The sequence below is a fragment of the Mucilaginibacter sp. GW822-FHT03E02 genome (genome assembly GCF_058801545.1).
This window is the reverse complement of the sequence record NZ_JBXANJ010000001.1, coordinates 4,203,750-4,221,278: the sequence shown is the minus strand read 5'-3', so window position 1 is coordinate 4,221,278 and position 17,529 is coordinate 4,203,750. Positions and strand designations below refer to the sequence as shown.

At 42.5% G+C, this 17,529-nt stretch carries 21 protein-coding genes; 12 read left to right on the top strand and 9 right to left on the bottom strand.

The annotated features are described in order from the left end of the window. Positions 1-318: 318 nt before the first annotated feature. The 3 genes from AC1RM2_RS17585 to AC1RM2_RS17575 form a co-directional block, all read right to left on the bottom strand. Entirely contained in the window at positions 319-1,200 is an 882-nt protein-coding gene (locus tag AC1RM2_RS17585; RefSeq protein ID WP_492986485.1) for a hypothetical protein, read from the bottom strand. 157 nt (positions 1,201-1,357) lie between these two features. Further along, positions 1,358-2,986: a M56 family metallopeptidase gene (locus AC1RM2_RS17580; protein ID WP_492986484.1), complete on the bottom strand. Its 1,629-nt coding sequence runs from the start codon at positions 2,984-2,986 to the stop codon at positions 1,358-1,360. 15 nt (positions 2,987-3,001) lie between these two features. After that, positions 3,002-3,394 carry a BlaI/MecI/CopY family transcriptional regulator gene (locus tag AC1RM2_RS17575; protein WP_492986483.1) on the bottom strand — a complete coding sequence of 131 codons (393 nt, stop codon included), beginning with the start codon at positions 3,392-3,394 and terminating at the stop codon, positions 3,002-3,004. 156 nt (positions 3,395-3,550) lie between these two features. On the opposite strand from AC1RM2_RS17575, the gene AC1RM2_RS17570 reads away from it, so the two are divergent. Continuing rightward, positions 3,551-3,784, top strand: coding sequence for a hypothetical protein (locus AC1RM2_RS17570; RefSeq protein ID WP_492986482.1), 234 nt, complete (start codon positions 3,551-3,553; stop codon positions 3,782-3,784). Positions 3,785-3,872: 88 nt separating this feature from the next. Here the strand turns inward: AC1RM2_RS17570 and pyk are convergent, their stop codons facing one another. Together pyk and AC1RM2_RS17560 are read right to left on the bottom strand one after the other, a co-directional pair. Next, on the bottom strand, positions 3,873-5,309 hold the full coding sequence (gene pyk, locus AC1RM2_RS17565) for a pyruvate kinase (protein WP_492986481.1): 1,437 nt from the start codon (positions 5,307-5,309) through the stop codon (positions 3,873-3,875). A 66-nt stretch (positions 5,310-5,375) separates the two neighbouring features. Further along, entirely contained in the window at positions 5,376-5,801 is a 426-nt protein-coding gene (locus AC1RM2_RS17560; protein WP_492986480.1) for an IPExxxVDY family protein, read from the bottom strand. A gap of 147 nt (positions 5,802-5,948) precedes the next feature. Between AC1RM2_RS17560 and AC1RM2_RS17555 the strand changes: the two genes are divergently transcribed. From AC1RM2_RS17555 to rnc, 3 genes are read left to right on the top strand one after another with little or no spacing between them, the layout of a single operon-like run. Then, the gene (locus tag AC1RM2_RS17555; RefSeq protein WP_031266521.1) at positions 5,949-6,185 is read left to right on the top strand and encodes an acyl carrier protein; all 237 of its coding nucleotides are present in this window, start codon (positions 5,949-5,951) and stop codon (positions 6,183-6,185) included. Positions 6,186-6,204: 19 nt separating this feature from the next. Beyond that, positions 6,205-7,458 (top strand): beta-ketoacyl-ACP synthase II, encoded by a 1,254-nt coding sequence (gene fabF / locus AC1RM2_RS17550; RefSeq protein ID WP_492986479.1) that lies wholly within the window; start codon positions 6,205-6,207, stop codon positions 7,456-7,458. Between the two features lie 10 nt (positions 7,459-7,468). Beyond that, positions 7,469-8,194, top strand: a complete 726-nt coding sequence (rnc, locus tag AC1RM2_RS17545) for a ribonuclease III (protein ID WP_492986478.1) — start codon at positions 7,469-7,471, stop codon at positions 8,192-8,194. A gap of 14 nt (positions 8,195-8,208) precedes the next feature. On the opposite strand, the gene AC1RM2_RS17540 is transcribed toward rnc, so the two are convergent. Then, the gene (locus AC1RM2_RS17540; protein ID WP_477354787.1) at positions 8,209-8,985 is read right to left on the bottom strand and encodes a hypothetical protein; all 777 of its coding nucleotides are present in this window, start codon (positions 8,983-8,985) and stop codon (positions 8,209-8,211) included. 194 nt (positions 8,986-9,179) lie between these two features. Here AC1RM2_RS17540 and AC1RM2_RS17535 point away from each other — a divergent pair, with 194 nt between their 5' ends. The 7 genes from AC1RM2_RS17535 (at position 9,180) to AC1RM2_RS17505 (ending at position 13,264) form a co-directional block, all read left to right on the top strand. Next, the gene (locus AC1RM2_RS17535) at positions 9,180-10,055 is read left to right on the top strand and encodes a YicC/YloC family endoribonuclease (RefSeq protein ID WP_492986477.1); all 876 of its coding nucleotides are present in this window, start codon (positions 9,180-9,182) and stop codon (positions 10,053-10,055) included. Between the two features lie 83 nt (positions 10,056-10,138). Continuing rightward, positions 10,139-10,720, top strand: a complete 582-nt coding sequence (gmk, locus tag AC1RM2_RS17530) for a guanylate kinase (RefSeq protein ID WP_492986476.1) — start codon at positions 10,139-10,141, stop codon at positions 10,718-10,720. Positions 10,721-10,815: 95 nt separating this feature from the next. Beyond that, positions 10,816-11,388 (top strand): nicotinate (nicotinamide) nucleotide adenylyltransferase, encoded by a 573-nt coding sequence (nadD, locus tag AC1RM2_RS17525; protein WP_492986475.1) that lies wholly within the window; start codon positions 10,816-10,818, stop codon positions 11,386-11,388. A gap of 29 nt (positions 11,389-11,417) precedes the next feature. Beyond that, positions 11,418-11,597 carry a hypothetical protein gene (locus AC1RM2_RS17520; protein ID WP_492986474.1) on the top strand — a complete coding sequence of 60 codons (180 nt, stop codon included), beginning with the start codon at positions 11,418-11,420 and terminating at the stop codon, positions 11,595-11,597. Further along, on the top strand, positions 11,588-11,902 hold the full coding sequence (locus AC1RM2_RS17515; RefSeq protein ID WP_492986473.1) for a type II toxin-antitoxin system RelE/ParE family toxin: 315 nt from the start codon (positions 11,588-11,590) through the stop codon (positions 11,900-11,902). The genes AC1RM2_RS17520 and AC1RM2_RS17515 overlap by 10 nt, the downstream gene beginning before the upstream one ends. A 38-nt stretch (positions 11,903-11,940) precedes the next feature. Then, entirely contained in the window at positions 11,941-12,540 is a 600-nt protein-coding gene (locus AC1RM2_RS17510; RefSeq protein ID WP_492986472.1) for a MiaE family protein, read from the top strand. 22 nt (positions 12,541-12,562) lie between these two features. Next, positions 12,563-13,264: a LytR/AlgR family response regulator transcription factor gene (locus tag AC1RM2_RS17505; RefSeq protein WP_492986471.1), complete on the top strand. Its 702-nt coding sequence runs from the start codon at positions 12,563-12,565 to the stop codon at positions 13,262-13,264. Positions 13,265-13,287: 23 nt separating this feature from the next. On the opposite strand, the gene AC1RM2_RS17500 is transcribed toward AC1RM2_RS17505, so the two are convergent. From AC1RM2_RS17500 to AC1RM2_RS17490, 3 genes are all read right to left on the bottom strand, one after another. Beyond that, on the bottom strand, positions 13,288-13,461 hold the full coding sequence (locus AC1RM2_RS17500) for a hypothetical protein (RefSeq protein ID WP_492986470.1): 174 nt from the start codon (positions 13,459-13,461) through the stop codon (positions 13,288-13,290). Positions 13,462-13,765: 304 nt separating this feature from the next. Then, positions 13,766-14,749 carry an ISAon1 family transposase gene (locus AC1RM2_RS17495; RefSeq protein WP_492982900.1) on the bottom strand — a complete coding sequence of 328 codons (984 nt, stop codon included), beginning with the start codon at positions 14,747-14,749 and terminating at the stop codon, positions 13,766-13,768. Then, positions 14,742-15,098, bottom strand: coding sequence for an ISAon1 family transposase N-terminal region protein (locus AC1RM2_RS17490; protein ID WP_492982898.1), 357 nt, complete (start codon positions 15,096-15,098; stop codon positions 14,742-14,744). Before AC1RM2_RS17490 ends, AC1RM2_RS17495 begins: the two co-directional genes overlap by 8 nt. 313 nt (positions 15,099-15,411) lie before the next feature. Here AC1RM2_RS17490 and AC1RM2_RS17485 point away from each other — a divergent pair, with 313 nt between their 5' ends. Further along, positions 15,412-17,427: a T9SS type B sorting domain-containing protein gene (locus AC1RM2_RS17485; protein ID WP_492986469.1), complete on the top strand. Its 2,016-nt coding sequence runs from the start codon at positions 15,412-15,414 to the stop codon at positions 17,425-17,427. Positions 17,428-17,529: the final 102 nt, after the last annotated feature.

Sequence of the window (17,529 nt, the reverse complement as noted above, 5' to 3'; positions counted from 1 at the left end):
GAATTTGCAGCGCTTAACATCAGGGAGCTCAACCAGGGCAAACGCATATAAACATGGTTAACATAACTTAACATATTTCAGAAATTTAATTTTTAAATACCTGATAAACAATGTGTTGATTTTTTCATGGTTAACACTAAATTGAGGTTTTGCACAATTCAGGCACATCGAATGTTTGTGCTTATGGTCAAAACAGGCGCTGAACAATATGCCCTAAACGCGCATTAACAGTAAGGGGCCCGTTTGCCCGCAGGCCCCTGAAAAGAAATGTCATTTGCAAACATCTGAAGGCTATAACCTGCACATCAATAGCCCGGCTCAATGACTAATATGCAGCCCATTATAAGTATGCACCCCCGATTGATTGCCGTAGCTAAAGTTGCTTACAGTGAATCGTTTGTATTTTTCTTTGTACTTATTAAAAACCGCTTCGGGTTGTTTTTTGCCATTAACCGTCATCTCATCGGCATTCAGTGTTAAATCATGAACACTATTTTCATTGGCTACAATATTATCGCTCACCAAATCGGTTATTAATTGCTTTACCAGTTGCTGGTCTGCTTTGGCCTGTGCCTGGTCTTTTTTAGCCTGTATCTGGTCAAGCCGGGCTTGTTGCTGGTCTTTCATGGCCTGCTCCTGATCTTTTTTTGCCTGCTCCTGGTCTCGGGCGGCGTTTTCCTGGTCGTGCCGGGCTTGCACTTGTTCATTTGCGGCATTTTCCTGGTCGCGCTTAGCTTGCTCCTGATCACGTTTGGCCTGTTCCTGGTCTCGCACGGCCTGCTGTTGGTCGCGTTTGGCTTGCTCCTGGTCTTTCAGGGCTTGTTGCTGATCTTTTTTAGCCTGCACCTGGTCACGGGCGGCCTGTGCCTGGTCCTTTTTAGCCTGAATTTTATCCAGCCTAATCTGCTCCCTTATTTTGCTGATTATTGTGCTGTATTCGCCCCATTTGGCTGCAGGTATTTTTTCGCCATCTACATAAAGTTCTGTCAGTTTCCCGGCTATCAGCTCTGCCTTATAAACGGTGCCATTCCAATTGGTTTTAAATTCTTCTACCTGTTTGCCGTTGCGGTTTACTACCTGGTCGTAATTACTGTATTTGTAATCTTCGTCGCTTAGCTTTCCTTTTTTTTGTGCGTAAGCTGTCGTAGTAAAGGCAATGGCGGCTATAAGTATGCCATGTTTTAAATAGTTTGTTTTCATTTTATTTTTGACGATTTGTGGGTTAAAAAAAAGGCAATACAATTCCGGCCCGCCTTGCGGCAAGTTTTAAAAATGCATAACCTGTTGGGTTTAAAAAATGCTAAGCCTGCAGCAAGGGGCGCGCTTTCCCTTTGCTAACTGCCATTAGCGGGTATATTTATAACTGTACACTTACATTTGGTTTCTTTACGGCTTGCTGATCTTTAAACGCTTGCTCCTGGTCTTTACGGGCCTGTTCCTGGTCTTTTTTGGCCTGCTCCTGGTCTTTTTGGGCTTGTTGCTGATCTATCAAAGCCTGCTGCTGATCGCGTTTGGCCTGCTCCTGGTCGCGAGCGGCCTGTTGCTGGTCTTTACGGGCCTGTTCCTGATCGTGTTTGACTTGATCAGCCGTTTCTGCTTGCCGCGGTTTAAGCGGGGTATCATGGCTGTTTAGTAATTCGCGGTCGGCAATCACTTTTTCTGCATCAGCAGCCATCCGCGCAGCATCTTTTTTTAGCTTCTCCCGCATTTCGGCCGCCGGCGGAGGTTGTGGCTGGTCAACCGGTTTCATTTCGGCAGGTGCTTTTGGCATAGGCAGGCTTGCCGGTTCGGCAAAAGACTGTTGATGTTTTGCCCAGGTGGCATCTGTTTTTGCCTGATGGCTTAGCGCTGTGCCATCGTTTAACTTAACAGATGCTGTAACTTTATGGTTAAAAGAATTGCTGTGTACAACTTCCGTTTTGGCCATATGCCGGGTTATTTCCCTTACCTGGCTAATGGCCGCCGTTGCCACCATTGACGATAGTATGATAATGCCGGCCAGGAAGAAAATTTTTTCGGATGCGCCGATGCCCTTATTTTGATTTTGAAGTATCCGGCTGATGCGTTGCAGCAATTGATTTTTTTTGCCGGGAAAGGCCACCTGATATGCCGTGCCATACAAAGAATACTCTTTAAAGCTGATGAGCGCCTGCACAAACTCGCGTTTGTTTTGTGTTTGGGCCAGGGCTATATCATCGCAACAGTTTTCGCGCTCATCGCGCAGCAGGGAAGAGATCCACAGGAGGCCGGGATTGAAAAAGAAAACGGTTTCTACCAGCACCTGTATAAAATTAACAACGTAATCATTACGCCTGATGTGGGCCAGCTCATGCAGCAGCACAGCTTCAACCTGGCCGGCTGGTAAACCGGCAAGCAAACCTACAGGTATTAATATGATGGGTTTTAAATGCCCTACTACCAAAGGCACTTTTACATAGCCCGACTCAAAAAGCTGTACAGCTTTTGTTAATTGCAGCTTTTGGCAAAGCGCAGTTACCTTTTGTTGCCAGTATTGGGCAGGCGCCGATATATACCTGCGCCTGGCCTGGTGGATGTAAAGTACCGACCGCATCATTTTTATAGCCCTAAACACAAACAACGTAAACCAAAGCAACACCACCACCGGAGCATTGGCCGTAAAGTAGTTGGCACAGGTTTGTGTAAATACTTTTATACCTGCCGCATTTAAATTAAAAAACTGTGCGGCATTATAGCCTACAGCACCTGCAAGCGGCTTTACAGCGGGTTGCAACGCATTGCTGTTCCATATCCATATAAACGTAAGCGCGCATGAACCGGCAAACAATAAAAATTGTAAAAGCACCAGGTTATACCTTACCGCCGCGCTTGCTTTGCGGGCCAGCATTAAGCTGATAACGGTCAGCGCAGCAATTAACAAGCCCTGCCATAATGAGTGGATAAGCATCCAACTAAAGGCCTGTATCAGGCGGCCGGCAGTATCGGGGGTTGTGGTAAGCAGCGGCATATTTTGGGTATTTAATTATTTAGCTTTATCAAAATTGTTCAGTAGCTCTTTTATTTTTTGCAATTCTTTATCAGATGTTTTATCGCTGCCCAATAAAGCAACCATCAGGTTACTTGCAGATCCATCGTACATCGAATCAACAAAGCGGCCAAGCATGTTTACCTTAACTTTGCCCTCTTCAAGCGTGGCGCGGTATATATGCTTCATATTGGTTTCGTCGCGGTCAAGCATACCTTTTTCTTTCATTACCTGCATCAGCTTCAGGGTTGAAGTATAAATTACAGCGTCTTTTTGCTCGTTAAGCTTATCATGCACAAAACGCACGGTTGATGGTCCGTGTTTCCAAAGTACCTGTAGTACATCCATTTCGGTTTTGGTGGGTATCGTTTGGTTGGTTGTATCTTTCATGTCAAATCAAAGGTATGTATTTAAAACGTACGTTGCAATGATTAGGATGAAATTATTTTTTTTTCTAAATTGGGTTTTTAAAGGCACCTACAAACCAATGATTTAAACAAACAAAGCGCCGGTTTTGAATGTTTAGATCATCAATCACTTACATCTATGAAAAAATTCGACATAAAATATGCCGTGAAGGGCAAGCAGTTTGATCTGAATATCCGCGCCAAATCCGACCCGGTGATCAAAGGGGTTTATTATTCGCTTTATATGCATGGGGTTTGGATAGCCAATATTTACAAAACAGGCATGGAGCAATACAAAGCATTATCATACACCAGTGCCTTTCACCAGCATGAACTGGAAGCGATAGGGCAGCAAATTGACCTGCTTAACTAAAGCAGGAGCGCTGCTTACATCTTATAAAAAACAAAAGCGGGTAATGTATAAACACTACCCGCCCTCATTGTAATATTAAACTTTATTATTATTCAATAACGCTTACCTTAAGCATATTGGTTTTGCCTTGTTTAATAATTGGCACGGCTGCTGTGTTAATTACCACATCGCCGGCTTTAATAAGCTCTGCACTTTTAAGTATGTTGTTTACATCGCTGATGGTATCATCTGTACTTTCCAGTTTATCGTAATAAAAAGAACGCACACCCCAAACCAGGCTAAGCGCGTTAAGCAACTGCTTGTTTGATGTAAATATATAAGTACTTGCTTTAGGCCTGTGGCTTGATATTTCAAAAGCGGTGTAACCAGAAGTGGTCATAGATACAATGCCTACTGCATCGGTATGCTGTGCCAGGTGAACCGCCGATTCGCAAAGCGCGTTGCTTAAAGAATTTGAAGAAGAGGTATCGGCTTTCTCCTGTTTTGATGAGTTAAACGGATAGCCCAGTTCTTCTACGTTGCGTACAATTTTGGCCATGGTTTCAATTACAATAACCGGGAACTCGCCAACAGAGGTTTCGCCGCTCAGCATAACCGCATCGGCGCCATCCAGTACGGAGTTGGCAACGTCATTAACCTCGGCACGGGTTGGGCGCGGGGTGGTTATCATTGATTCCAACATCTGAGTAGCAACAATTACCGGTTTTGAAGCCGCGCGGCATTTGCGGGCAATCATTTTTTGCAGCAATGGTACTTCTTCTAAAGGCATTTCAACACCCAAATCGCCACGGGCAACCATTACGCCATCGGTAGCGGCAATAATTTCGTCTATATTATCAATAGCTTCAGGTTTTTCTACTTTAGCAATAACCTTGGCAGCCTTACCGCTTTTGGCAATAATTTCTTTAAGTTCGATAATATCCTGGCCGGTGCGTACAAATGATAAACCAATCCACTCTACATCATATTTTAACGCGAATTGAAGGTTAATTAAATCCTCTTCGGTTAAGCTTGGGATAGATACTTTGGTGTTGGGCAGGTTAACACCTTTACGCGATGTTAATATACCGCCGTGTACTACCTCGCACATTACGGTATCAACCCTGTTTGTTTCAATTACCCTTAACTGTAGTTTACCATCGTCCAATAAAATAATTTCATCGGCCTGTACGTCTTGTGGGAAGGTATCGTAAGTGATATAAATCTGTTCGTCGTTACCAATACATTCCTGGGTAGTAATTTTTATTTGGGTACCGTTTACTAAGTGGATACCGCCATCTTTTACTAAACCAATACGAATTTTAGGGCCTTGCAAATCGGCAAGGATGCCAACATTGGTTTTGTATTCTGCATTAATTTCCCTGATAGTATCAATAACTCCTTTATGATCTTCGGGGCGTCCATGCGAAAAGTTAAGGCGGCAAACGTTTACACCAGCCTTTATCATCGCTAATAAAACTTCTTTTTTAGCTGATGCCGGGCCCATGGTGGCAACAATCTTAGTACGGTTATAGTATAATTTCATATTAATCGGGTTAAACTGGCTTTGTATTCACATTAGGTGTGATACCAACACTTTTAAAATTTTGCGCTAAAATAACAGATTTTCCCGTGATTTTATTTTTTTCGGATCAATCTTTACTGCGGCAACAATTTCGGGTATTTTATTTAGGGTAGATATCAGGTTATCAAGGTCGGCATCATCAATATAGTTACGTACCATTAAAAAATAATCGGCGCTCTTCATTTCGGGCACTAAATAGCCCTCAGAGCCTTTATTGCCAATAAAATAAAAATCAGTTTCGGTGGTTTCCCAGTTATAATGGTATTTGGAGAACAAAACGGGTTCGCTTCCGGGGTGAATATCAACAGACAGATCTTCAGTTTTAATAAAATTAAAATTTAAAAATTTGTTGATAAGATAACATACACGGTAATCTTTTAACGAAGAAGTTACCGCAATAAGCACAAAATCAAAATCGATCTCAAACTTTAAAAATTTCCTGTTCAAAATCATTACTTTTACCGCATCAAAAATACAAATCCAAACCGCTTCAATAAAATTTTGTTATCGAATTATATTGTAAAAGTTTTAGATTTGATTATTGACAGAATTTATTTTTCTTTGCACTGAATTTTTATTAATCATTAAACTATAAAGACTATGTCTGATATCGCTTCAAGAGTAAAAGCTATTATCGTAGAAAAACTGGGTGTTGACGAAAGTGAAGTTACACCAGAAGCGAGTTTCACCAACGACCTTGGTGCCGACTCGTTAGACACCGTGGAATTGATCATGGAGTTTGAAAAAGAATTTAACGTGGCTATTCCTGACGATCAGGCTGAAACTATCGGTACTGTAGGTCAGGCTGTTGCTTACCTTGAAAAAAACGTTAAATAAGACTCCCTAACTGGATTAAATGGAGTTCAAAAGAGTTGTAGTAACCGGGCTTGGAGCACTTACTCCAATTGGTAATACCGTTTCTGAATATTGGAATGGCTTAATCAATGGGGTAAGTGGCGCTGCCTTTATTAAAAGTTTTGATACCACACATTTCAAAACTAAGTTCGCATGTGAAGTAAAGGGCTTTGATGCGGATGGTTTTTTGGGTCGTAAAGATGCCCGTAAATTAGATCCGTTTGTTCAATACGCGCTTTTCTCCACAGAAGAGGCAGTGAAAGACGCGGGTTTAGATTTCTCGAAACTGGATACCAGCCGTATAGGTGTTATCTGGGGATCGGGCATTGGCGGTTTAAAAACGTTTTTGGATGAAGTTGTAAACTTTGCCAAAGGCGATGGCACCCCACGTTTTAACCCATTTTTTATTCCTAAGATGATAGCGGATATAGCCCCTGGCCATATCTCGATCAAATATGGTTTGCGCGGTCCAAACTTTTCAACAGTTTCTGCCTGTGCTTCATCAAACAATTCGCTTATTGATTCTTTTAACTATATCCGTTTGGGTAAAGCTAATATGTTTATCAGCGGCGGTTCTGAAGCAATCATTAACGAAGCTGGTATCGGTGGTTTTAACGCCATGCACGCATTATCAACCCGTAACGATGATCCGTCAACGGCATCGCGTCCGTTTGATTTGGACAGGGATGGTTTTGTTGCAGGTGAAGGCGCGGGTACCATAATTTTAGAAGAGCTGGAGCATGCAAAGGCCCGTGGCGCTAAAATTTATGCCGAAATGATGGGTGGCGGAATGAGCGCTGATGCTTACCACATGACAGCACCACACCCGGATGGGCTTGGCGCGGCACTGGTAATGCGATCTGCATTGGAAGACGCAAACTTAACCCCTGCAGATATCGACTATGTGAATGTTCACGGAACATCCACTCCAATAGGCGATCCGCAGGAAATTAAAGCGATACAGGATGTTTTTGGCGATGATATTTACCGTATAAATATCAGCTCAACCAAATCAATGACAGGCCATCTGTTGGGTGCTGCCGGCGCGGTTGAAGCTATTGCCTCTATATTGGCTTTAAAGAATGGTATAATACCCCCTACTATTAACCATTTTACCGATGATCCATCGTTTGACCCTAAAATTAATTTCACCTTTAATGCTGCGCAAAAAAGGGATATTAATATAGTGCAAAGCAATGGATTTGGTTTCGGCGGCCATAATGCTTCTGTGATATTCAAGAAATACGTAGATTAATTGTGGTTTAATGCCTATCAGCCGGTTATACAAGCTTTATATATCGCCCAATAGAAAATACGTTAAGGTTTTAAATAATTTGCTCGGTTTCGTGCCGGGCAATTTGTCTTTATACCGTTTGGCATTCAGGCATAAGTCTGTTGCCCAAAACGTAAAAAAAGGGGTAAAAAACAGTAACGAGCGATTGGAGTTCCTGGGCGATGCCGTTTTGGGCAGCGTAGTGGCCGAAGTGCTTTTTAAACTGTACCCTTATGAGGATGAAGGGTTTTTAACCGAGCTGCGATCAAAAATTGTGAGCCGTAACAACCTGAATGCCCTTGGCCGCAAGCTTGGTTTTGATAAACTGATTGAATATGACAACCGCATGCTAAACTCCAGCAGGCAGGGCTCATTGCTTGGCGATGCCTTTGAAGCACTTATTGGCGCCGTCTATTTGGATAAGGGATACGATTTTACCAAAAGCTTTTTGATAAACCACATCATCAAATCGCATATAGATATTCATAAGCTGGAGCAAACCGAAACCAACTTTAAGAGTAAATTAATTGAGTGGTGCCAGCGCCATGGCCGCGATATTACTTTTGAGCTGGTAACCAATCAGGAAGGCGAAAATACCAAGCTATTTACTGTACAAGCCCTGGTTGATGGCGAAATAACAGGTTCGGGCAAAGAATTTAGTAAAAAGAATGCCGAGAAGCTTGCTGCCGAAAAAGCCTGCGAAACGCTGGGCATTTAACAATACATCTTTCTTTAGTGTTGCCCCGGCTTTGATAGCTTGGTAGAATCTGATTTGATAAACGTTGGCGAATTCAACAACTCAAGCTTCTCTTTTTCCCCGCTGTTTTTATAATAATCGTACGATTTTTGGATGTGGCTTATCAGGTCGTAATCATTCCAGCCTTTCAACTCGTCGAAGGTTGGCGTATAATAATTCATGAAGCGTTGCGCCTCGGTATCTGATTGCACTTTGGTAACCTGTTTTACAAAATTGATATTATACCGCCGGTTTACTTCGGCCTGCTCAATCTCGCCTTTTGAAAATTGAGCAAAGCGTTTGGCCCTGTTTGGCGTTTGGCCAAAAAGCTCATAAATTCCTGTTAACGGGTTGGTTATAAACGACGTTACAGGTGGCTTGCCAGCGTAAAAAGTACCCTGCTTGCGGTAATCGCCCATAATTTCATTAACCTCCTGGCGCTTGGTTTGGCCGGTAATTTTCACTTCGGCCAGTACAATCTGGGGCTGCAGGTAAACGGGCATATCGCTGTTATTTAATACCTCTATCTTTTGCGGTGTAAATTTTTCTTTCGAAAACAGCAATGTGTCGCCAACCGAAACTTTAACTGTAAACCAACCAAGGTCGTCGCTCATAAGCGTAACATTGGTTTTTAAGTTTTTGATCATTACCTGACCAACACGTTCGGGCGTGCTTTTTTTTGATATCACCCCTTTTAGGGTAAATTCCTGTGCTGATGCATTTAAAACAAAGCAAAAGCAAACGAGTAACTGCAGGGTAAAACGAATGCGCATTAGTACAAATAAGAACGTAAATATATACAGAGTATTTTACACCAAGTGTGAAAAAGTGTTAAAGGCTGATGAAATTCACAGTCTTAAGCCGTAAGTTCAAAGTCATTAACAGATAGTTAACCCCGGGTTTTTACTAACCTCAAGACTTAGAACTCATGACTTTAGACTTTCCCGCTAAAACCCTATCTTTGCACATGATAAAATCCATGACAGGGTATGGAATTGCCAGTTTTGATTCGGGTAATACTAAATACACCGTTGAAATTAAATCCCTGAACAGTAAATTTCTTGAACTTTCGCTTCGTTTGCCTAAAATTTTCTCTGAAAAGGAGTTTCAGCTGCGTAACGATTGCAGTAAACTGATTGAACGCGGTAAGGTAAACTTGTCTATCAATGTAGAGCAGGTTAACGCCTATGTAAGAGCGGCCGGTATTGATAAAGTGTTGCTTAAGCACTATTATCAGCAACTTAAGGATGTAAGCGATGAGCTTAACGAGCCCGCCGCCAACCTGATGCAGCTTGCCTTAGGCTTGCCCGAAGTTGTTAAATACGACGATGAAACGGTATCTGAAGATGAGTGGAAACAGGTTGAAAAAACCTTTCAGCAGGCCATGGCCGCTTTTCAGCAATTCAGGGCCGATGAAGGCAATGTGCTGGAGAATGATGTAAAATACCGCATTGGTATCATCCTTAAAAACCTTGAACTGGTTGAACTGGAAGACCCTAAACGGGTACCGCTGATTCGCGAAAGGCTGAATACTTTCCTGGCCGAAGCCACCAATCGTGAAGCCATCGACCAAAATCGTTTTGAGCAGGAGCTTATTTATTACATAGATAAGCTGGATATTACCGAAGAAAAGATCCGCCTTAAAACGCACTGCGAGTATTTTATTGAAACCCTTAAAAATGCTGATGCCAATGGCAAAAAGCTGGGCTTTATTTCGCAGGAGATAGGCAGGGAAATAAATACCCTTGGCTCAAAAGCCAACGATGCCAATATCCAAAAACTTGTGGTAGGTATGAAGGAAGAATTGGAAAAAATTAAAGAACAACTTTTAAATGTATTGTAGTTCATAGTTGATGGTTCATAGTTCATGGTAACAGGGGTATCATAACTATAACCAACCTTGCTATGAACCATGAACCATGAACTATGAGCCAAAACGGTAAACTCATCATATTTTCGGCACCATCGGGTGCTGGTAAAACTACAATAGTACACCACCTGTTGAGTATAATTCCCGAGCTGGAGTTTTCCATTTCTGCAACTACCCGCCAGGCCCGCGGCGATGAGCAGGACGGCAAAGATTATTACTTTATTAGCCTGGCCGAGTTTACACACCGTATTGCCAAAAAGCAATTTGTTGAATTTGAAGAAGTTTATACCGGCACATTTTACGGCACCTTGCGCGCCGAAATTGAACGCATCTGGGCAAAAGGAAAAACAGTAATTTTTGATATCGATGTAGAAGGCGGCCTTCACCTGAAACGTAAATACGATGGGCAGGCCTTGGCTATCTTTGTTCAGCCACCATCATTAGAGGTTTTAATTGAGCGTTTAACCGGCCGGGGCACCGATAGTGAAGAAAAATTGAAAGAACGCTTTGCCAAAGCCGAAAAAGAACTAAAATACGCGCCCCAGTTTGATATTATCCTTAAAAATTACGATCTTGAAACGGCTTGCAAAGAAGCGCAGGAATTGGTGAGGAACTTTATTAGCCCCCCGGCCCCCTAAAGGGGGAGTGCTAAATTCAATTTGGCCAGGGCTTACAGATTAATAACAAAACTTTAATTTATTCCCCCTTTAGGGGGTTAGGGGGCACCACTGAAATGAAAATAGGCTTACTGTTTGGTTCATTTAATCCCATACATATAGGGCACCTTATTATTGCCAACTACATGGCCAACCATACCTCCTTGGATAAGGTTTGGCTGGTGGTATCGCCCCAAAATCCGCTCAAAAAATACGGCGACCTGATTAATACTTACGACAGGCTGGAAATGGCCCGCCTGGCTACTGATAACGCCACCAACATTGCGGTAAGCGACGTGGAGTTGAGGCTGCCTCAGCCCTCCTATACGATAGACACCCTTGCTCATTTAAAAGAAAAATACCCCGAGCATGAGTTTGCCCTTATCATGGGCTCAGATAACCTGGGAACCCTGCATAAGTGGAAGAATTATAAACTCATCCTGCGCGATTACCGCATTTACGTATACCCCCGCCCCGGCTACGAGAACGCCGAGCTGGCCGACCATCCATCCGTAACCATTACCATGACACCACAGATGGAGTTATCGGCAACCTTCATCCGCAAATCCATCGCCGAAAAAAAGAACGTACAATATTTTGTACCCGATCCTGTTTTGAAATTTATTGAGAGCAAGAGTTTGTATAAATAAATTTGTATATTTATAAAAAGGAGAGCCGTATGCTTACGAAAGATAAAGTGAAGGAGCTTATTGATCACATGCCGGAGACGTTTTCTGTTGACGACTTGGTTGACGAGATTATCCTATTGCAAAAAATTGAGATTGCACGAAAGGAAGTGCAGAATGGCGAGTATTTAACGGAAGAGGAATTAGATGCCGAAATTAAGAAGTGGAACTAAAAATAGTTTTCTCTAAAACGGCAATCCGTGATTTGAAGGAAATATTTGAGTACATCAAAATAGATTCTTTAAAATATGCCCATCGGGAAGTTCAACTTATTCGCGCCGTGGTCAAAAAGCTGAATTCAAATTCATTTTTAGGGCGAAAATTTGAAAAGGCAGACGACGAATTAACGCGGGAACTGATTTTTAAAAATTACCGGATCATTTATGATATAGTTCCTGGAATCCAAATTTATATTCTTTCCATCCATCATCATTCCCGATTAATAGCTAACAATCCAGCATTCGGACCAGAAGAATAACCTTTAACCTTTCGCCTACTTCCACTATATTTGTCCTCGTGAGCGAGAAAACCATACTTAAATTACAGTTACCTACCGATCCGCTTTGGGTTAAAAATGTGGTGGAAAGCAATATTGAAGAATTGCTGACCGATCACGCTTTTTGCGAACAGAAGGCCGCCAGTAATGCGATTACCCTCATTGTACAAAATCCCAACTTATCTGACCTGGTGCAGGAAATGGCCCTGTTGGTGCAGGAAGAAATGGACCACTTTAAACGGGTACATGACATTATTGTAGCACGTGGTTTTTTATTGGGCCGCGAGCGTAAAGACAATTATGTAAACGAACTGCGCAAGTTTATTATCATAGGCGGCGGCCGCGAAGCGCAGCTGATAGACAGGTTATTGTTTTCGGCGATGATAGAGGCACGCAGCTGCGAGCGCTTTAAGGTGCTATCTGAAAACATTAACGACACCGAGCTTTCCGGGTTTTACCATGAACTGATGATAAGCGAGGCTACACATTATTCGATGTTTATACGGCTGGCCAAAAAATATGCCGTGGAGATTGATGTGGAAATGCGCTGGAAGGAATTTTTGACTTACGAAGCCAAAGTGATCCAGAACTACGGCAAAAGCGAGACAATACACGGTTAATCCATTTTTATAAATTAAAACTATGCTGCTTAAATGTATCGCAATTGACGACGAACCCCTGGCATTAAAACTCATAGCCGGTTATGTTGCACGTTTCCCGTTTTTGCAGTTGGTGAATACTTTTGAGGATGCCATTTCGGGCGCGGAATTTTTGAAAAATACACCAATCGACCTGCTTTTTATCGACATCAATATGCCCGATATTACGGGGATTGACCTGGTGCGCGCGCTCAAGGTTAAGCCAATGGTGATATTTACCACCGCCTATAAAAACTTTGCGTTTGAGGGCTTCGAACTGGAGGCGATTGATTACATCCTTAAACCTATCGACTTTAAACGCTTTGAAAAGGCCGTTGAAAAAGCGGTTGATTATCACCAGTACAAAACCAAGCCCGCCACCGAACAGGCCGACGAAAGCCTTTATGTATACTCGGAATACCGGATGGTGAAGGTTGATTTAAACACAATCGAATATATTGAAAGCATGGAAGATTATATCAAAATTCATGTTACCAATGCCAAAACGGTGCTTACGCTGATGCCATTAAAAAAAGTACTGGAAAAGCTGCCTGCAGATAAATTTCAGCGCATCCACCGGAGTTATATTATACCGGTGAACAAGATCCGGTCTATCCAAAACCGTAAAGTTAAACTCACCGACATTGAACTGCCTGTGAGCGAAAGCTATCTCGATTTTGTCAGAAACTGGATGAAATCACGTTAATAAACCCGTTTTTATTTATTCATCTATACAAAATGCCTGTTCGCCGATACTCGGTTGATTAATGAAGCATTCAGCCTCATCTTTACATCGTTACCCCAGCGGCGTTGCAGGGCAAAGTTGGGGTTAACATACCCTTTTTTCATAATAGTTTCGATAAGGCGTCTGTGTTTAGGATACACAGGCGCTTTCTTTTTCATAGGTTTTGCGATTGGGCTGATTTATAGAATTTTACAAATGCACGACTTTGGCAGATTGAATTACCAGCTTTACCACATCGCTGCCGCTCAAATGCGTCCCAAAAAACAATTGCTTCAAAATGGCCAGCATACCTGTCCGCTAAATCCAAAACATTTTTGCTATAATTGTTTAACCTAAAGTTGAAATGATTAGGTATAAGCCAATTATAGCCCTGCTGCTATTCTTTTTATTATACAACAATGAGCCAGTGTTTGCACAGCAAGCCGGATCAAGCGGAATTCTTGTGGGGGGGGGGATAAAAAGTTAGGCATAGATATTAGCAAGTCTGAATAAGAAGAAAGAAGTATCCCTTACACCTCTTAAAGTAGCTCTGAAAGCCTTGACTTTAGCGTTGAAAGATTCTGCAGATGCGTTGGTACTCTTGTTATCGAAGAAGTTTAAGATAGATTCATAATGCGTTTTTACAGATCTGGCAACAGTTTTAAAAGCATCAATACCTGCGTCTTCTACATCATTATACCAGATTGCCAGTCTTTTAAACGCCTGCTGCTTGTCTTTACAGATAGTGAAAATCTGCCCCAGCCGGATTGACAGGTTGTAGGCTTTGAGCAACAAGGGATACCTTGGAAACAACAAATCAGCTCTTTCTTTCTGTGATACGGTCCATTTAGATGGGTGTTTAAATAGTAGATACCTGCTTCTGGCCAGTAATTGTTTTAAAGTATCCCCGTTGCTAAATACTTCAGGCTGATAGCTTTGCTTGTTCTTTTTAGCGTCCTCTATTGCTTTGTTCTCTTGCTCTAATGCTTCCCAGCGATATTTGATCCTAGCTTCCTGTGCAGCATCATAAGCCAGCTTTTGTACATGGAACCGGTCAACAACCCGCACAGCATTATTGAAACACCTGCGGATAGCTTTGATCATGTTAGCAGCCATATCCATCGTCACTTCCTTAACTTTATTCCTTTTACGGACAGGTATTCGCTCCAGTACAGCCATGATCTGTTCGGCCTGTGTGCCTTTGATCATCGCTACGATAGCCTTTTTACCCCCTTTGGCTGCTTTATTGGTAACAATGGTATACAGTTCTCCGTTGCTCAAGGCGGTTTCATCTATACTAAGGTAAGGGCCTATATTATCTGCAAACAGCATCCACTCCTCTGCATGCTCTTTCTGGCCCCAGCTCTGAAAATCACTCAGGTGATCTTTATATTGCTGACCGAGCTGCTTGCCGTCCACCTGATATAACTTGCCTAATAAATGGCTGCTAATAGGATGATTATCCAAATATACCTTTTAAAAAAGTGCCGAATTCTGTTGTCATTCGCGCACCTTTTCTTACTAAATCCCAGTCTCTTGTGATGATCTCTCCACTTGTTTTTACTTCCCACCTGCGTCTTTTGATACAAAGAGCTACTTTATGACCGCGGATGGGAAAGTCCTGTATAGCTGTTTCCGGTAAGAAACCTTTTGATTCAAGTTGTGCCTTTTCATACCCCGATGGAGCGAGGTTCTTTTCTTCCAGGTAAATGTTTAGCTGCCCATTTTCTGAAGAATTAACATTTATAAGCTCAAAATATGCTAAGATACCTTCTGGTAAGATTAAACGGACAAGGGTTTCGTATGCTGCTGACAAGGGTATTCGTATTTGTTATTCCTGCCGCAAAACAAATACTTTTTTTATTCGCCCACAACTTTTCGGACTGATCCAGCAAGCCCCAACCATCACGCCCAAGCCACCGGTTATATTACTTCAGCTTAATGCAACCGGCTATTATAAAAATAAAATTGAAGACCTTGCTTTAATCAATAAAAGCACAAATGATTCGGCAAACAGGGCTCTGTTACAGCCTGTCAGTTTCAAATGCAGTGATATAGGAAATCAGGTCATTAAAGTTAAGGCTGTTAATAATGGTTTTATAAGCAGCTTAAAACCAAATGCCGTACAATTGCAATATCCAAATGGGGTAGCTTTTGATAGGGAGGGCAATTTGTTCATTTCCCAAAATAGTGGTTTTACTATTCAAAAAATAACGCCCCGGGGCGATGTATCTGCTTTTGCAGGTACTGGGGTACAAGGTTATGCTAATGGGCCCAAAACAACTGCAATGTTTGATGCTTTGCAGGATATTGTTATTGATTCGGCCGATAATATTTATGTGAGTGACAGTCATAACCGGATCAGGAAAGTTACACCCGGCGGCATGGTTTCGACATTTGCAGGCAAGGGAATACCCGGCGACGCCGATGACCAGGGCGAAAAGGCAATATTTACAGCCCCCGGTAAAATGGCTATGGACAAGGATCAGAATATTTATGTTGCCGATAGGGGGAATTTTAAAGTTCGCAAAATAAATCCTGGAGGCGTTGTAAGCACGCTTGCGGGCGATGGCAAGCAAGGCAATATTAACGGTAATGGTAAAATTGCGCGGTTTGGCGCAATTTGGGGATTAGCAGTTGATGCCGCCAATAATGTTTATGTTGCTGATAATACTTATTTTCAAATTAAAAAAATAACCCCCGACGGCACAGTTTCTGTGTATGCGGGCAGGGGTATACAGGGAAACGATGATGGCGATAGATTAAGGGCCTCGTTTGTAGCGCCTTTTGCATTAGTATTTGATGCTGATAGCAACCTGTGTGTGGGAGATTTATTTAGCATCAGAAAAATAACACCGGATGGTAAAGTAGTAACTGTTGCAGGCGATAACGGCAGCTCGAATCCTGTAGACGGTAAGGGTACCGACGCCCGGTTTTCGCTTTGTGAAGGCATGGCAATTGATCCCTGCGGGAATATTTATATTGCCGATTTTGATAATCAGCTTATCAGAAAAATGGCGCACGATAACATCGTATCCACAATAGCGGGCAACGGACCATATTTTGTTTATACCGGTAATGTTGGCCCAAGTACTTGTACCTTTTCTACAACCAATGTGCCGGTTTTTGTACAAAGCCGGCCAACCATCACGTCGGCCTTTGGCGATATAGATGTTACCGACTGTTCAAACCTGGCCAATTATACAATTAAGGCTACTGCTACTGATAACTGCCTTGGCAGTACTATAAGGTTCACGCAATCGCCCGATGCAAATACAGTACTGCAAAACCGGGTGCCCGTTAAAGTTACGCTTACAGCTATTGATAACTCTGGCGGCAGCAGCAGCATTACTTTTAATGTTACAGCCAAAAACGATATCGAGCCCCCTGGTCGTTCAGTATCTATAAGCCCCGCCCCGGCATTGGGCTGCCAGGGCGATCTTATTACTTTTACGGCAACAGTAAAAAACCCCGATGTGGGCACCCGGTACCAATGGTTGGTAAACGGGATAAACGCGGGAACAAACACACCGCAATTTGTAGCTGATAATTTAAAAACCGGCGATCTCGTCAATTGCGCGGTAACCACTGGTGGTGGCTGCGGTATTCCAAATCTGGGGCTTGATGCCGCTGTTACTATTAACCCGTATCCAACAATCAATCTTAACCCTGCCGAGCAAATCATAGCGGGTAAAAATATTACGTTTAAGCCTGTTGTTTTGGGCAGTATTGCCGCTTACAACTGGACACCCGCCTATGGTTTGAGCAATCCAAATTCCCAATATGCGGTTGCAAGCCCGCAAAAAACCACAACCTATAAACTAAAAGTTACCTCAACAGATGGGTGCGTTGCCTCCAGCCTTGTAACCGTGACTGTTATCAATACTATTATACCGCCAAATACTTTTAGTCCTAATGGCGACGGGCAAAATGATACATGGAATATTAAGGGATTAGATAGTTACCCGCAGTCAGTTACGCAGGTTTTTAACCGCTACGGTAGTATAGTGTATAAAAGCACTGGTTATCCCAATCCCTGGGATGGGCACTTTAATGGGAAGCCAATGCCCACAGGCACCTATTATTACACCATCGATCTTAAAAACGGAACGATATTAAAGGGATGGGTAATAGTGGTAAGGTAAGTGTTAAGGTACTAATCCCCAGGGGGATGGATTGTTGGCAGAATTTGCGTTAAGATTATTATTGCGTGCCGTTAGTTTGTTTATACCAGCGCTATACGTTAG

What these genes read in the sequence shown, in the direction of transcription:
- AC1RM2_RS17585 (WP_492986485.1), bottom strand. Translation starts at nt 1,200, where the DNA reads ATGAAAACAAACTATTTAAAACATGGCATACTTATAGCCGCCATTGCC.
- AC1RM2_RS17575 (WP_492986483.1), bottom strand. Translation starts at nt 3,394, where the DNA reads ATGAAAGATACAACCAACCAAACGATACCCACCAAAACCGAAATGGAT.
- nadD (WP_492986475.1), top strand. Translation starts at nt 10,816, where the DNA reads ATGAAAATAGGCTTACTGTTTGGTTCATTTAATCCCATACATATAGGG.
- AC1RM2_RS17505 (WP_492986471.1), top strand. Translation starts at nt 12,563, where the DNA reads ATGCTGCTTAAATGTATCGCAATTGACGACGAACCCCTGGCATTAAAA.
- AC1RM2_RS17535 (WP_492986477.1), top strand. Translation starts at nt 9,180, where the DNA reads ATGATAAAATCCATGACAGGGTATGGAATTGCCAGTTTTGATTCGGGT.
- AC1RM2_RS17570 (WP_492986482.1), top strand. Translation starts at nt 3,551, where the DNA reads ATGAAAAAATTCGACATAAAATATGCCGTGAAGGGCAAGCAGTTTGAT.
- gmk (WP_492986476.1), top strand. Translation starts at nt 10,139, where the DNA reads ATGAGCCAAAACGGTAAACTCATCATATTTTCGGCACCATCGGGTGCT.
- AC1RM2_RS17520 (WP_492986474.1), top strand. Translation starts at nt 11,418, where the DNA reads ATGCTTACGAAAGATAAAGTGAAGGAGCTTATTGATCACATGCCGGAG.
- rnc (WP_492986478.1), top strand. Translation starts at nt 7,469, where the DNA reads ATGCCTATCAGCCGGTTATACAAGCTTTATATATCGCCCAATAGAAAA.
- AC1RM2_RS17500 (WP_492986470.1), bottom strand. Translation starts at nt 13,461, where the DNA reads ATGAAAAAGAAAGCGCCTGTGTATCCTAAACACAGACGCCTTATCGAA.
- AC1RM2_RS17560 (WP_492986480.1), bottom strand. Translation starts at nt 5,801, where the DNA reads ATGATTTTGAACAGGAAATTTTTAAAGTTTGAGATCGATTTTGATTTT.
- AC1RM2_RS17540 (WP_477354787.1), bottom strand. Translation starts at nt 8,985, where the DNA reads ATGCGCATTCGTTTTACCCTGCAGTTACTCGTTTGCTTTTGCTTTGTT.
- AC1RM2_RS17580 (WP_492986484.1), bottom strand. Translation starts at nt 2,986, where the DNA reads ATGCCGCTGCTTACCACAACCCCCGATACTGCCGGCCGCCTGATACAG.
- AC1RM2_RS17555 (WP_031266521.1), top strand. Translation starts at nt 5,949, where the DNA reads ATGTCTGATATCGCTTCAAGAGTAAAAGCTATTATCGTAGAAAAACTG.
- pyk (WP_492986481.1), bottom strand. Translation starts at nt 5,309, where the DNA reads ATGAAATTATACTATAACCGTACTAAGATTGTTGCCACCATGGGCCCG.
- fabF (WP_492986479.1), top strand. Translation starts at nt 6,205, where the DNA reads ATGGAGTTCAAAAGAGTTGTAGTAACCGGGCTTGGAGCACTTACTCCA.